The organism is Streptomyces plumbidurans, assembly GCF_019857225.1.
Classification (GTDB): domain Bacteria; phylum Actinomycetota; class Actinomycetes; order Streptomycetales; family Streptomycetaceae; genus Streptomyces; species Streptomyces plumbidurans.
Genome location: NZ_JAFJSY010000043.1, coordinates 93366 through 107303, shown reverse-complemented (window position 1 = coordinate 107303; position 13938 = coordinate 93366). Strand labels below are relative to the sequence as shown.

Annotated in this window: 15 protein-coding genes; 13 read left to right on the top strand and 2 right to left on the bottom strand. The window is 66.5% G+C overall.

Translation table 11 applies throughout. The annotated features are described in order from the left end of the window. Positions 1–322: 322 nt before the first annotated feature. From JYK17_RS25950 to JYK17_RS25905, 10 genes are all read left to right on the top strand, one after another. A complete protein-coding gene (locus tag JYK17_RS25950; RefSeq protein ID WP_222811288.1) occupies positions 323–943 on the top strand; it encodes an MFS transporter in 621 nt (206 codons plus the stop codon). Further along, on the top strand, positions 940–1332 hold the full coding sequence (locus JYK17_RS25945) for a nuclear transport factor 2 family protein (protein WP_222811287.1): 393 nt from the start codon (positions 940–942) through the stop codon (positions 1330–1332). The genes JYK17_RS25950 and JYK17_RS25945 overlap by 4 nt, the downstream gene beginning before the upstream one ends. A 65-nt stretch (positions 1333–1397) precedes the next feature. Beyond that, positions 1398–2312, top strand: a complete 915-nt coding sequence (locus JYK17_RS25940; protein WP_222811286.1) for an NADP-dependent oxidoreductase — start codon at positions 1398–1400, stop codon at positions 2310–2312. Between the two features lie 109 nt (positions 2313–2421). Then, positions 2422–3093, top strand: a complete 672-nt coding sequence (locus tag JYK17_RS25935; RefSeq protein WP_234548377.1) for a TetR/AcrR family transcriptional regulator — start codon at positions 2422–2424, stop codon at positions 3091–3093. 84 nt (positions 3094–3177) lie between these two features. Then, positions 3178–3393, top strand: coding sequence for a hypothetical protein (locus tag JYK17_RS25930; RefSeq protein WP_128800862.1), 216 nt, complete (start codon positions 3178–3180; stop codon positions 3391–3393). A gap of 240 nt (positions 3394–3633) precedes the next feature. Beyond that, the gene (locus JYK17_RS25925; protein ID WP_181362623.1) at positions 3634–4557 is read left to right on the top strand and encodes an NADP-dependent oxidoreductase; all 924 of its coding nucleotides are present in this window, start codon (positions 3634–3636) and stop codon (positions 4555–4557) included. Positions 4558–4653: 96 nt separating this feature from the next. Further along, positions 4654–5487 carry a M55 family metallopeptidase gene (locus JYK17_RS25920; protein ID WP_222811285.1) on the top strand — a complete coding sequence of 278 codons (834 nt, stop codon included), beginning with the start codon at positions 4654–4656 and terminating at the stop codon, positions 5485–5487. 407 nt (positions 5488–5894) lie between these two features. Further along, the gene (locus tag JYK17_RS25915) at positions 5895–6533 is read left to right on the top strand and encodes a DUF3995 domain-containing protein (RefSeq protein ID WP_222811284.1); all 639 of its coding nucleotides are present in this window, start codon (positions 5895–5897) and stop codon (positions 6531–6533) included. 54 nt (positions 6534–6587) lie between these two features. Then, complete coding sequence (locus JYK17_RS25910; RefSeq protein WP_222811283.1) at positions 6588–8018, top strand: aminopeptidase P family protein; 1431 nt, start codon at positions 6588–6590, stop codon at positions 8016–8018. A 65-nt stretch (positions 8019–8083) separates the two neighbouring features. Then, a complete protein-coding gene (locus JYK17_RS25905) occupies positions 8084–8551 on the top strand; it encodes an ATP-binding protein (RefSeq protein WP_108015166.1) in 468 nt (155 codons plus the stop codon). 16 nt (positions 8552–8567) lie between these two features. Here the strand turns inward: JYK17_RS25905 and JYK17_RS25900 are convergent, their stop codons facing one another. Further along, a complete protein-coding gene (locus tag JYK17_RS25900; protein WP_164932099.1) occupies positions 8568–9200 on the bottom strand; it encodes a TetR/AcrR family transcriptional regulator in 633 nt (210 codons plus the stop codon). A gap of 411 nt (positions 9201–9611) precedes the next feature. Here JYK17_RS25900 and JYK17_RS25895 point away from each other — a divergent pair, with 411 nt between their 5' ends. The 3 genes from JYK17_RS25895 (at position 9612) to JYK17_RS25885 (ending at position 13424) form a co-directional block, all read left to right on the top strand. Next, positions 9612–10370, top strand: coding sequence for an ABC transporter ATP-binding protein (locus tag JYK17_RS25895; protein WP_222811282.1), 759 nt, complete (start codon positions 9612–9614; stop codon positions 10368–10370). After that, a complete protein-coding gene (locus tag JYK17_RS25890; RefSeq protein ID WP_222811281.1) occupies positions 10367–11731 on the top strand; it encodes an FtsX-like permease family protein in 1365 nt (454 codons plus the stop codon). Before JYK17_RS25895 ends, JYK17_RS25890 begins: the two co-directional genes overlap by 4 nt. A gap of 775 nt (positions 11732–12506) precedes the next feature. Then, positions 12507–13424 (top strand): DMT family transporter, encoded by a 918-nt coding sequence (locus tag JYK17_RS25885; RefSeq protein WP_108015170.1) that lies wholly within the window; start codon positions 12507–12509, stop codon positions 13422–13424. Between the two features lie 133 nt (positions 13425–13557). Here JYK17_RS25885 and JYK17_RS25880 read toward each other — a convergent pair whose 3' ends face one another. Continuing rightward, entirely contained in the window at positions 13558–13926 is a 369-nt protein-coding gene (locus tag JYK17_RS25880) for an NIPSNAP family protein (protein ID WP_219917700.1), read from the bottom strand. Between the last annotated feature and the right edge of the window lie 12 nt (positions 13927–13938).

Below are 13938 nucleotides of genomic sequence, written 5' to 3'. Positions count from 1 at the left end.
GCGGCCTGATCTGTCACCACAATCGCCTTCATCCCGCACCTCTCCTTGCCGACTCGTTGCCTCGCCCTCGCGTACCTCAACGGCGGCCGGTGATGACTCCATGGTCTCGTCTTGCTTCGCTCGTCTCCAGTTGGTGGAGCTGAGTCTTCGAGAGGGGTCGACCAGGGACGCTTGAATGGACTATATAGTCCAGTCTAGAGTCCATGCTCCCAGGCGTACCTCCTAGAGAGTGGGATGGGTGGACTCTAGAGTCCGGCGGGGCGATTGGCCCCCGGCACCTGCCGATCTGGCTCCGCTCTGACAAACAGGAAGGCACGGCCCGATGCAAGACGTGGCACCACCAATAGCCCTGGCTCGCCGTGGCGGCACACTCCGGCTGGCTTTCCTGTCGGCGGTGGTCTCCCTGGTGGCCTCGTTCGCCGCGGCGGCCGCGCCGATCCCCCTGTACAACACGTACCGAGCCGAGGACGGATTCAGCAACGCCGGCATCTCGCTGGCTGTCGTCACCTACTCCGTCGGCACCATCGCCGCCTTGCTGGTGCTGGGACGACTGTCCAACAACCTGGGCCGACGGCTCACGGCGCTCGCCAGTCTCGGCCTGCTCCTGCTCGGGTGCCTGGTGCTGCTGAACGTGCACGCCGTCGGCACCCTGCTGACCGGTCGGGTCCTGGTGGGCATCGGTACGGGCTTGGCCAGCAGCAGCCTCACGTCCTACATCGTCGACTCCGCCCCCAGCAGGCCGGCACGGTCTACTTCAGCGGGGCGATCGGCCGGCTCGTACTGGAGGACGTTCTTGGCTTGGTCTCGCACCTCAAGGAGGGCGGGGTCTGATGGCAGAGGCGCGCCATCTGCTGTCCGGGGCCGGCAAACGGAGTGCCGCCGTCGCGTCGCGCCAACAATTCGCTATTCCTCGATGGGCCGTACTCCTAGGGTTCCTGCATGACGAATGAAGAGCGAGAGCAGGCTGTACAGGACGAGCGAGAGCAGGCCGTACAAGCGGCCATTGACGGGGAGTTGCGCCTTCTCGATCCCGAGGTGCGCGCTTCGCCGGACCGTGTCCTGGAACTCCTGGATTCGGAGTTCACCGAGATCGGGGCTTCCGGACGCTGGTGGGACGTGGAGTCGATCCTCACCGTGACCAGCGGCGGCAGTATTTCCCCGGAGTCCCCGGTCAAAGTCACCGAGATGTCCGGAGCCGTTCTTGCTCCAGGCGTCGTTCATCTGACCTACTTCGCCGACAACCAGGGCCGTAGAGTCTGGCGGAGTTCCCTGTGGCGAGCGACAGAGACGGGCTGGCGGATGTACTTCCACCAGGGCACGTTGGCCGCCTGAAATTGCGCTGCGAGGCCGGCGAGCAGCCGAATTCCTCCCGGACTGCATCGCGTTGAGGAGGAGCAATGAAAGCAATCGGAGTCTCCGCCCCCGGGGCGACGGAGGTCGTCGCCCTCGACCTTCCTGACCCTCCGCCGCCCGGCGAGGGCCAGCTGCTCATCGAGGTCGAGGCCGCCGGCGTGGGCCCCTGGGACCAGTTGCTGAACACGGGTGGGTGGGATGTCGGTCTACGGCCCCCTGCCGCACTGGGCGTCGAGGGCGTCGGCCGGGTACGCGCCATCGGACCCGGAGTCCAGGGGATCTCCGTCGGAGACCGTCTGGTGACGCATGAGGCACCGCTACCGGGCGGTAGTGGTTTCTGGGCCGAGGAGGTCCTCGTCACCGCCGCCCACACGGCCTCCGTCCCCACCGAGATGGACCCAGTCGTGGCGGCAGCACTCCCCGTCAACGGCCTCACCGCGATGCAGGCCCTGGAAGCACTGGGACTCACCACAGGGCAACGCCTCCTGATCACCAACGGAGGCGGCAGCACCGGTGCCTTGGCGATCCAGCTGGCAGCGGCCGCCGGTGTGGAGGTAACGGCAACAGCCTCACCGTCCGCCACGGAACGCCTGCGCGAGTTCGGAGCATCCGAGGTCATCGACTACCACGACCGGGCATGGTCCGATCGAGTACAGGCCGATTTCGATGCGGCCCTCATCGCCGCCCCCGGCACGGCGGCGATCGCCTTGCCACTCGTCCGTGACGGCGGCCAGCTGTGCTCCCTGACCTCCGACGCACCCAATCCCGAGCGAGGAATCACCAGCACCAACCTCTACGTACGACCTGACGCAGCGCAGCTCACCCAGCTCACCACCGCCCTCGCACGAGGACTGCTTCGTCTCACTGTCGAACCTCTGCCCCTGACGGACGGGCCAATCGCATTCGACCGGGTGGCCGCGGACCGCACAGCAGGCCGGAAACTGGTACTCGTCCCTTGAATCGCGGGGGAGCTGGGCGTCGGCCCGCTTCGCCCTCCTCGATCTTCGAAAAAGGACCTTGAGGTCCACTCTGGTTCATGCTACGGTCCGCAGCGGTAACCTGGCCAATGTGGCGGAACAGGCACGCGAGGAAAACGGCTCCCGACTGACCGAGCGCGGGCGGGCGACTCGAGAGCGCATTTTGAGGGCCGCCGTCGACATGATGTACGTCAAGGGCGTCTCCCTCACGACCCTCGACGACGTCAGGGCGGCCAGCGGAACGAGCAAATCCCAGCTCTACCGCCACTACCCCGACAAGGAAGCGCTGGTGCGGGACGTCGTCGCCTTGCAGGCCGCGGAAGTGCTCGAACGCAACCAGCAGCTCCTGCGACGACTCAACTCCTTCCGCGGGCTGGAGCGCTGGCGGGACGCGGTGGTGGAACGCAACGCACTCCGGAACGGGGCGTACGGCTGCCCTCTCGGCTCCCTCGCGAGCGAGCTGGCCGATCAGGACGAAGAGGCACGCAAGGCCATCGCCCGCCACTTCGTCACCTGGGAAGGGCTCCTCGAAGCCGGGCTGCTGCGGATGAAGGACTCAGGAGTCCTCCGGGCGGATGCGGACGCCGCGGAGCTCGCCACCGGCCTCATGGCCGCTCTCCAAGGCGGATACCTCCTCGCGCAGACCGCCCAGGACGTCAAACCCATGAGGATCGCTCTCGACATGGCGATCGCCCATGTACGGGCCTATGCCGTCCCCGCCGAAGACGGCAACGCGCCCGAAGGGGAAGTGGTGGCGCGCTGAGCGTCCGGGTGTCGGGGGCGGGGCGAGGACTGTTTAGTCCTGAAAAACGAACGGTCCTGGGGTATGTTGGGGGATAACGGTCCCTTGCCGGCGGTCAAGCAGGACGAGTACGAGTCTGCGGACTACAGAACTCTGGACGTCTTCGCGAGCGAGGAGGACCGGACGCTGGACGTCGGCGCGTCCATCCTGCGCTCGTACCGCCTGCTCGACACAGAGGCGGCCGCGCTCTTCCGCGCAGCGGAGCTGGCGGGGGAGGGCCGCCCTGCCCAGAGCAACTTGACCTGCTGGTCGGCCGGGTAGGGCAAGCAGGGCAAGCAGGTGCCGCCGTCCGCGCGATCACCGGGCCCCCGACCACCCGTACCGCAGCGCCATCGATCCCGACAAGCTCGGGCGCCTCTGAGCCGTCACACTCGTAGGGGCTGCCTCGTCCCCCTGATGAGAGAGCAAACGGATGACGAAGGAACGCGCGAGTGGACGTCACCAATGGGACAACACGTGAACGAGCCGCGCTCTCGCGTCGCCGATCCAAGTGAGGACCTGATGCACGCAATCACTGTCCAAGACCGTGACGCCGGTCTTGCCGGCATGACCCTGACCGACATGCCCTACCCCCAGGCAGGAGAGAACGACGTTGTCGTGCGGGTGCACGCCGCGGGCTTCACCCCCGGCGAGCTGGACTGGCCGGGAACCTGGGCCGATCACGCCGGCCGCGACCGTACACCCAGTGTGCCCGGGCACGAACTGTCCGGTGTCGTCGTCGAGTTGGGGTACGGCACCACCGGCCTGAGCGTCGGTCAGCGGGTGTTCGGCCTGGCCGACTGGAGGCGCAACGGCACGCTCGCCCAGTACACCGCGGTGGAAGCCCGCAACCTCGCCCCGCTGGCCGCGGACATCGACCACACCACCGCCGCCGCACTGCCCATCTCCGGGCTGACCGCCTGGCAGGCGCTGTTCGACCACGGTCGCCTCACCACCGGCCAGACCGTCCTGATCCACGGCGCCGCGGGCGGCGTCGGCTCGATCGCGGCGCAGCTCGCCCGCGAGGCAGGCGCCCGCGTCATCGGCACGGGCCGGGCCCGCGACCGGGACCTGGCACTCGCCCTGGGCGCCCACACCTTCCTGGACCTGCAGAAGGACACGCTGGAGGACGCCGACCAGGTTGACGTCGTACTCGACGTGATCGGCGGAGACATCCTCGACCGCTCGACCGCTCTCGTACGCCCCGGCGGCACCCTCGTCACCATCGCCGCGCCGCCCAAGATCCAGCCCAAGGACGGGAGGGCCGTCTTCTTCATTGTCGAACCCGACCGCGCCAGGCTCACCGACCTCGCCACACGGGTACGGGACGGTCGACTCAAGCTGAACATCGGCACCGTACGTCCCCTCGCCGAAGCACCCTCCGCATACGCCCCCACCGCCACACGCACCCCAGGCAGAACCATCATCCGCGTCACCGAGGACTGAGACAGACGGCCGCAAGTCGGCCAAGGAACCGGAGGTCGGAACCGGAGGAAGAGCGGCGCACGTCTCCCAATCGATCAAGATTGAGGAGACTGCGCAGTGCGGATCTACATCAGTGCTGACATGGAAGGCGTCACGGGACTCGTCGACGCCGAGGATGTCCAGCCCGGCGGCCGGGACTACGAGCGCGGACGGCTGATGATGGCGGAAGACGTCAACGCAGCCGTACGTGGCGCCGTCGCGGCCGGTGCCACCGACATCACCGTCAACGATGCGCACGGGCCGATGCGCAACATCCTGCCGGAGTCCCTGCATCCGGCCGCACGCCTCATCCGCGGCAAGCCCAAGCACATGGGCATGCTCGAAGGCCTCACCCCCGAGCACGACGCCATGATCTGCGTTGGCTACCACTCCCGCGCAGGAGCTCTCGGCGTGCTGAGCCACAGCTTCATGGGCCACGAGATCGAGGACATGTGGCTGGATGGCCGGCTCGTAGGTGAGATCGGCCTGGCTCACGCGACCGCGGCCGCCATCGGTGTTGCCTTGACGGTCCTCACCGGCGACGACTGTGCCTGCACAGAGATGACGGAATGGGATGCCTCGGTGAGCACAGTGGCCGTGAAATACGCGCGCGACCGGTTCGCAGCTGAACTGCGTCCGACGGACGAAGCACGTGCCGCCATCGAGAAGGCAGTCGCGGCCCGTCTCTCCGCGCCGCCGAGGTCTTCAGTGGCCGCTGCTACGGCCCCCTCCACCCTCACGGTCCGCTGGCAGTCGGCCTCAGTGGCCTCGACTCTCTTGGGAATTCCAGGAGTTACGACGACCGACTCCCGGACCGTTCAGGCACAAGGAACTCTGCCTGACCTCTATCGGCTGTTCGGGGTCTGGATGCGGGTGGCGGCGTCCCTGACCAACCAGCCACCATATTGCTGACCTGGAGTTGTCACCACCCCGGCCGACCGAGGCTCCCCTGCGGCGCAAATACGTCAACATTCCGGCGCTCGGGGTCAGCAGTGTTGGCTACGCTCTGTTTTGTGCCGACATAGGACTGTGCAGTTCACAACTCGCATGGGTTCGACATCTGCACACTGCCGCGCCCTGCTCCAAGACACCGTGGGCATCTCGAAACCCGATGTCGGCTAACAGTGCATACCCGTAGTGGCGCAGGCCATCGATGGTTTCCTAATGTCGACAGCGACTCTTGCGATGGCCTTGGCCGACCAGCACCCCGTGACCGCCCGCGTCAGAATCCCCAGTTCCCAGTCCCCGGTCCTCATTGCTCAGCGCAAGGAGGGGCACGCGCGCGGACATCGGCTGTTTCATGTAGAAAGAAGCATCCCTTGGCTGCATTGGACAAAAGACCCCTCGACCGGGCACTCGGAAAAGCTGACGTGACGGAGGGGCCCTGGCTGGTCCGTCTGACGGTCGCCTTCACCCTCCTCTATATGGCAATCCATGTGTACTGGGCAGTGGGCGGCACCTGGGGCGTGCCCTTGGCGGCACAGCAGAACGCCGACGCGGTTCGGAACGCCAACTGGGTCGTATCCGCGATCATGTTGATCGGTGCGGCCTGGGTGCTCGCCCTCAACCACCGTTTCGCCAGGCGAATGCCGAGCTGGGTAGTACTCGCTCCGCTCTGGGGCGGCGCCGTGATCTGTGTATCTCATGCAGTCTTTGGCTTCGTCACGAAGAGTCTTTATCTGGCCGGTATGCATGGTGCCGTCGATTTCCCGAAGGCAGTCGGGGTGGACGCGACGACGCTGGCGCACGATCACCACGTCTCGGCGGTGAGAGACCTGGGGCTCTTCGAGCCGTGCTTCCTGATTCAGGGTCTTCTGCTGGCGCTGGCCGGTCGGCAGTTCATCCGCGCCACGACCGGGCGCCGCGCGTGGTCCTGGTCTGTGCTGCTGGGTGTTGCGGTCGTCGATGTCTTCGGGCTGCTGCTTGCACTCAGCAACATGCATGTTGCCCTCGGCTGACACCAGCCGACCAAACAACAGTCAAAGCGCTGCGACAACGTCTATGGAGGATTCATGCCCGAAGAACCGATCAAGCTGCGCAAGAACGGGTTTTACCCTGGCGTGTCCCATGAACTGGCCGAGAATATGAGATCCGGTTGGGCCAAGCCCGAGGCGCGGGACGTCACCCCGATCACCCAGGTCGCCGAGACTGCCGCCCGCCGCGCCGACTTGTCGCGCCGATTCCCGGGCGAGTGGCTGGTAGTTCCCGCGGGCCGTCTGAAGACGCGCTCGAATGACATGGCGTACGCCTTCCGAGCCGCCACGGAATACGCGTATCTCACGGGCGATCAGAGCGCAGGGGGAGTCCTGGTCCTGGCGCCGAACACCACCGGACACAGGGCAACGCTCTACCTTCTGCCACGCTCGGACCGCGAGAGCGGCGAGTTCTGGCTGGACGAACAGGGTGAACTGTGGGTCGGCCCCCGCCACTCCCTCGCTGAAGCGGAACAGATGTACGGCATGCCCACGGCCGATGTACGCGATCTGCAGGACACGCTGCGCGAGAGCAGCGGCCGGGTCCGGATCGTCCGCGGTCATGACACACAGCTCGAAGCGGCCGTCGCTGACCGGACCACCGCTCGCCGTGACGAAGAGCTGCTCGTCTGCCTCTCCGAGGCGCGCCTGGTCAAGGACGCCTTCGAGATCGGCGAACTGCAGAAAGCCGTCAACTCCACCGTGCGTGGCTTCGAGGACGTCGTGAAGAATCTCGACAAGGCCCAGGTGACGAGCGAGCGGTATGTGGAGGGCACCTTCTTCCTGCGCGCCCGGGTCGAGGGCAACGACGTCGGCTACGGTTCCACCTGCGCGGCAGGCTCGCACACCTCCACCCTGCACTGGGCCCGCAACGACGGCCCCGTCGTACCGGGCGACCTGCTCCTGCTCGACGCCGGCGTGGAGACCCACACCCTCTACACCGCCGACGTCACCCGCACCCTCCCGATCAGCGGTCGCTACAGCGCCGTTCAGAGGAAGATCTACGACGCGGTGTACGAGGCGCAGGAGGCCGGTATCGCCGCCGTACGACCGGGTGCCGGCTTCCGGGACTTTCACTATGCGGCTCAACTGGTGCTGGCGAGGAAACTCGTCGAGTGGGGCGTACTGGAAGGACCGGCCGAGCGTGTGGTCGAACTCGGACTGCAGCGCCGCTGGACCCTGCACGGCACCGGGCACATGCTCGGCATGGACGTCCATGACTGCGCCGCCGCACGGGTCGCATCGCACGTCGCGGGGACGCTGGTGCCCGGCATGGTCTTCACCGTCGAACCGGGACTGTATTTCCAGCCCGACGACCTGACGGTCCCCGAGGAGTACCGAGGCATAGGCGTCCGTATCGAGGACGACATCCTGGTCACCGAAAACGGCTGCCGAATCCTGTCAGCAGCACTGCCGCGCCGCTCCGACGAGGTCGAGACCTGGATGACCTCGCTCAAGGCTCGCAATTGACTAATAGCACCACGCATGGTGGACTGATATCTCAGAATGAGTAAAAGAGATCTCAGTGTCACGGTGTGACGCTCGTCCAGTACCACTGCGAGATCATCATGAGCACTACACTTCTTCCCACCCGCTGTCTCATAGAGCTCCCGAGCCATCCGTCCGCGGCTTCCACCGCCCGGCGTCGCGTCGTCGCATCGCTGCTGGAGTGGGGATGTCCGCAGGACGGTGAGGTGCACTACATGCTGGGTGTGATCGTCTCCGAGCTGGTCACCAACGCCGTCACTCATGCCGGAAAGCACACGCCGCGCATCCTGGTCACCGTGAGGCTCGACGATCGTGCGGTCCGGATCGGCATCCGGGACAACCACGCGGACCGTCTTCGGCGCCGAGCTCCGTCGATGTGCGCAACGAATGGCCGTGGAACAGTCATCGTGGAAGCCCTGCTTGACGAATATGGGGGACGTCTCACGACCGAGACGCACGATGACGGCAAGACGATCTGGGCCGAAGTGCCCAGTCGCCTCTTCGAATGCGGGTGACTGCGTACTGCCCACGTCACCGCGCCCGGCGATCCTCCAGCGTCACCTTGATGCCGTCCAAAGTGCAGCGCAGCATGAACTCGAACATGTTCTGCGGCGTGACGGCCTGGAATTCGGCAGCTCCGAACTGCGAGATGAGCGGCAGATCTCGGCTCGCGAACACAGCGGTGACGGCCGTCTGACGAGAGGCGAGCCATGCCTCGTCCTCCGCGGCGCTGGTGGCCCGGGCCAGGGTCAGTGCACAGCCCTGCACCGCCGTACTGACAGCTACAGCCACTTGTAGCATCTCCGGAATCGCCAGGCCGTGGTCAGCGACCGCACTCATGCGCCAGTCCGTGTATGCCATCAGGGACGCCGCCAGCGGCGGGCGGGTGGTCCCGGCCACGATCAGTGCGAGCCACGGGTGCGCCCGGTAGATCTCCCATTCGCAACGCGCGGAAAGCTCCAGGTCGGCTCGCCAGTCGTCCGTCCCGTGAGCGGGTAGTGGATGGGCGGCGAACAGTGTCTCGACCACCAGGTCGATCAACGCCTCCTTGTCCGGCACATGCCGATATTGAGACATCACCCCCACGCCCAGCTCTGCCGCGGTGCGACGCATGGAGAGGGCATCGAGCCCTTCGCGGTCGGCGATCCTGATGGCCGCCTCCACGATGCTTTCCGCGGTGAGGGCCGACTCCGCCGCCTCGCCTCTCCGTTGGGTGCTGCCGACCGTCCTCCGAGCCGGGGAGGGTGGCCCGACGGGACTCTCTGATCCAACACCGTGGCTGTCGCCCACCTGTGCGTCGCGACGCGTGCGGTAAGCCCGAGATCTACAGGCCGGCGAGCAGTACCGCGGCGGCCTGCCTCGCCCCTTGGCATGAACGGGCTGCCCGCATTCCTCGCAGCGCATAAGGTCCCTCGCTTCTTTTCGTGACGCACTCCAGCTGTCACGAAATATAGCAGCCGAACGATTGATAGGGGAGTGCGGCCGTCAAACCATGTGAAGAGTCGGCGAATTGGCTTTCGTTCCATCGCGGCGTACGATGCACGCATGACGCATACGCCGTACCCATCAGCTCGGATGTCAGCCAGGACCGTGCCCGTCAGGCAGGCCGCCGTCGAGCTTCTCTCGGTCTCCAAGATTCATGGACGCGACGCGGGAGCAATCCGAGCGCTGGACGACGTCTCCCTCACGTTCGACTCCGGCACCTTCACCGCTGTGATGGGCCCTTCCGGGTCGGGCAAGAGCACCCTGCTCCACTGCGCCGCCGGACTGGACAAGCCCACTTCCGGCACCGTGCGTATCGACGGGGAGGACCTGTCCCGGTACGACGAGGCCGGCCTGACCCGTCTGCGCCGGGACCGGATCGGGTTCGTGTTCCAGACCTTCAATCTGCTGCAGACCCTGACCGTCCGGCAGAACGTGACCCTCCCGCTCGAACTCGCGGGAAGGCGACCCCGCCGGAGTGATGTCGACGCCCTCCTCGCTCGGCTCGGGATCGAGGAGCGGGCGGATCACCTGCCCGGCGAGCTGTCGGGTGGCCAGCAACAGCGCGTCGCCTTCGCTCGCGCCGTCCTGGCGGAACCGGCCGTGATCTTCGCTGACGAGCCCACAGGCGCACTCGACACCAACGCCGCACGTGACGTGCTCCATCTGCTCCGCTCGGCGGTGAAGGAGAACGGGCGGACCATCGTCATGGTCACCCACGATCCGAATGCCGCCTCCTATGCGGACTCGGTGATCTTCCTGGCTGACGGTCGCATCGTCGACACCCTTGCCCGCCCCAGCGCAGAAGCCGTGGCGGCCCATATGACACGACTGGGAGAAGGCGTCCGGTGACCACCTCCACCACGGCGATACGGACTCGCAACACACGGCCCACCAACGCGCTCCTCCTCATGGCTCTACGAAGCCTGCGCGCCCGGCCCGCCACACAACTTGCCGCCGGCCTGGTACTGCTCATCGGCTCGGCGCTGCTCACCGCTCTGGCCGCACTGCTCGAGACAGGACTGGCCGCGAGCGGCAAGGACCGCACCCTTCTGATCAGGCTGCCGGCCATTCTCGGCGGCTGGTCCTTGCTGATCGTGACCTTCGGTGTCGTCTCCACCGTCTCGCTTGTGGTGAGGCAACGGGAGCGCGAGACGGCTCTGTTGAGGACCATTGCGGCCAGCCCGAGACAGGTACAGATACTGACCCTGGTCGAAGTGATCGCGACAGCCCTGCCGGCCGCCTTGGCTGGCCTGGTACCGGGCGTTCTGCTGGGCCGCCTGCTGCTGTCCAGACTCAGCGCGGCACACGCAGTCAAGTCGGTGTCCGCCCTTGACGACGGATGGCTCACCGTCACCGTCGGGGCAGGAGTCGCTCTCACAGCCGCTGTCGCAGGTGCCATGCTCGCCGGGCGCCGAGCCGGTCAGGTGCCACCCGTCGCCGCACTTTCCGCGAGCGCGGGCGTCGACACCGCCGGAAAGGCCCTCACGCGCGCCAAAGTTGTCACCGGTGGCGTCATCACGCTCCTTGGCCTGGGCACCGGGATGAGCACGCTGGCGCAGGAGAACGGCCCTCTGCTGTCCAGCACGGCCGGGCCTGCAGGGGTTGCGGTTGCTGTGGGCCTGGCCTTGCTGGCTCCTGCTGCCGCTACCGCGGGCGGGGGAGGACTGGCTCGTTCCCGTTCGGTGGTCATGCGCCTGGCCGGGCGCACGCTCAAGACCCGCGCTCGCCAACAAGGCAGCCTGATCGCCCCGTTGACCCTGCTCATCGGCGTCGGCAGCGGGACACTGGCCATGCAGCGCATCGAGGACAGCCAACCGGCCACCGACGGACCGCACTTGGCCACCGTCAACTACCTGATCGTACTGGCCATCGTCGGATTCGCCGTCGTGGCCGCGAGCAACACACTGGTCGCAGCAACCCGGGCCCGTGGACACGACTTCAAGCTCCTGGTCCTCACCGGCGCCACACGTCGCCAGATCCTGGCAGTGGTAGGCACCGAAGCGCTCATCACCACCGTGATCGCCGCAATTCTCGGAGGCGTCGCCACCGCGGTGACCGTGCTCCCCTTCAGCGTGGTCCGCACGGGTACGTTGATTCCGGCCCAGGCGGGCCCCTTGTTCGTGCTCCTCGTGGCCGTCGCGCTGGCGATCACGATCTTGGCGAGCGTACCGACAGCTGTCCGCCAGATCCGCGCGACCGCAACACAATAGGCCAAGCCAACTCCATCGATGGCGCATGTGCAGTTGTGGAGTTCACGTGGTTGTGAACTGCACAGTCCAGGGCGGTCATGGCGGCCGCCGAGGGGCGTGCCGAAACCCGATGAGGCCGCAGAGTGCATTTCCGTAGTGGCCCAGGGTGCCGATGGCTTCCTAAAGTCGGTCGTAACTACGTGGTGTTCTGGCCCTGCGCCGAGGAGCACGCACCCACTTCAAAGGAGCAGGCATGTTCGGAGGCGGGCGTCCCCTTCGAAGTCATTCAATGCAGTTGACTCGCGAGCCGGAAGGTCGGGACGTCGATGAGTGTGCTCCGACCGTAGACGCCGCGTTTGACCTGGTTGATCTACGCATACTGGAACTCATGGGTCACGGACTGCCCGATTCGACCATTGCCAGACGTCTGACCCTCAGCCACCGAACCGTCCAACGGCGCGTGCAGCGAATGATGGTGAGGACCAGCGTGGTCAGCCGGTTCGCACTTGGACTGCGCGTGAGTGAACTCGGACTTCTCCGTACCGGCACCTATGTGCCGACACAATCATGATCCCCGAAAAGACACGGTAGCCGGAAGGTCGCCCCAACTATGCTGTGCACTATGCATTCTCGCCGGCTCATCTGCCCGCCGCCCCGCTTCTGAGCGGGGTGCTGCCAGGGCCTGGCCGACGCATACGGCTGCGGCCCCAGTCCGGCGTTGCGTAAAGCCGCCGATGTTCTGCTGATGCCCCGCTCCGACGAAGCCCTTGATCTACGTCGAAGCCGGAGCCTTTCCATGCTCACACGCACATCACTCTCTACTGCCCCAGCTCCACGGGGCACCGCCCTCCTGGTCCTCGCCGGACTGCTGTGGGGCACCGGCGGCCTCGCCGGCTCTCTCCTCGCTTCTCGCACCGGGATGCAGCCTGTTGCGGTCGCCGCCTTCCGGCTGCTGTTCGGGGGTGTCTTCATCACTCTCTACGCCGTCGTCGCAGGCGGGTTCAGGACGGTACCGCGCACGCGTGCGGCGGCAGCTCGGTTGGCTGCCACCGGCGTACTGATGGCCACCTACCAGACCGCCTACTTCGCTGCGGTGGAGACCACTTCAGTGAGCCTGGCGACCCTGACCACCATGGTTGCCATCCCTGTACTCGTGACGATCGGCACCGCCGTCCTCGACCGGCGCCCGCCCACGCTTCGTGCGGTCGCAGCGATCGTGATCGCTGTCGGCGGGCTGATGCTGCTGCTCAACTCCCCAACCAGCGAGGGCGGCAGTGGCATCGCGGGGGCCGGCCTTGCCCTGCTCGCCGCGTTGGGGTTCGCCGTGATCACGCTGGACCGTCGGGCGCCCCTGCCCGGCATGGACCGGAACGCCGCGACCGGACTGGGTTTCCTGACGGGGGGCTTGCTGCTGTTGCCCGCCGGTCTGCTGTCCGGGATGGGACTGCCGCCGCACATGGACGCAGTCGGTGCCGTGCTGTTTCTCGGGCTGGTCCCCACGGCCGTCGCCTACACCAGCTACTTCACCGGCTTGCATCACGCAGGTGCAGCCGCAGGCATCGTCGCAGTCCTCCTCGAACCGCTCACGGCCACACTGCTGGCTGTGCTGCTCGCCCATGACCACCTGAGCGGGCTCCAGATCCTCGGCGCTGTTTTCGTCCTGCTCTCCATCGGCGTCCAGCAGGCTCCGAGCAGGACGACCCGGAGGATGTGAAGTATCCGGGCCCGTCCGCGGCCGAGGCGGCCATAGCGGGCCACCCCGCCGGGCGCTGAGCGGGTGTGCTCGGGCAAGGCGGTCATGCCACTGCCCGAGCACACCCGACCACGGTTTTCCGACGCCGACAGGGCTAGGTTGCAGGCGCTGTCCCGACGCCCCCGGCCTTCGCGGTGAGCGATTCCCCGGCATCGGGCATCTCGATGACCGGCCTGAGAAAGGTCCGGTCGAAACGGCGAATGCAGCCGGTTCGTTCACTGAGCCGCCAGAGTTTGCGGGCCTGGGCATCGCGGCGTATGGCCTCGCGGTAGGTCTCGTAGGCGGCGAGACTGGGAAACGAGAAGAGGGCGTAGGCGATGTCGTTCGCTCCTTCACTCGGGAGGAAGCAGCCGTGATGGGTGCCTCCCAGCCGGTTCACGATCGGTATCCACCCAGTCACGTACTCCTCGAACGCGGAGACCTGACGGGGGTCGATTTCATAGCGCAGATGACAAGTGATCACGGAGTCGTCCGT

Coding starts and splice junctions, on each gene's coding strand:
- JYK17_RS25950 (WP_222811288.1), top strand. CDS start 323: ATGCAAGACGTGGCACCACCAATAGCCCTGGCTCGCCGTGGCGGCACA.
- JYK17_RS25945 (WP_222811287.1), top strand. CDS start 940: ATGACGAATGAAGAGCGAGAGCAGGCTGTACAGGACGAGCGAGAGCAG.
- JYK17_RS25940 (WP_222811286.1), top strand. CDS start 1,398: ATGAAAGCAATCGGAGTCTCCGCCCCCGGGGCGACGGAGGTCGTCGCC.
- JYK17_RS25925 (WP_181362623.1), top strand. CDS start 3,634: ATGCACGCAATCACTGTCCAAGACCGTGACGCCGGTCTTGCCGGCATG.
- JYK17_RS25910 (WP_222811283.1), top strand. CDS start 6,588: ATGCCCGAAGAACCGATCAAGCTGCGCAAGAACGGGTTTTACCCTGGC.
- JYK17_RS25895 (WP_222811282.1), top strand. CDS start 9,612: ATGTCAGCCAGGACCGTGCCCGTCAGGCAGGCCGCCGTCGAGCTTCTC.
- JYK17_RS25885 (WP_108015170.1), top strand. CDS start 12,507: ATGCTCACACGCACATCACTCTCTACTGCCCCAGCTCCACGGGGCACC.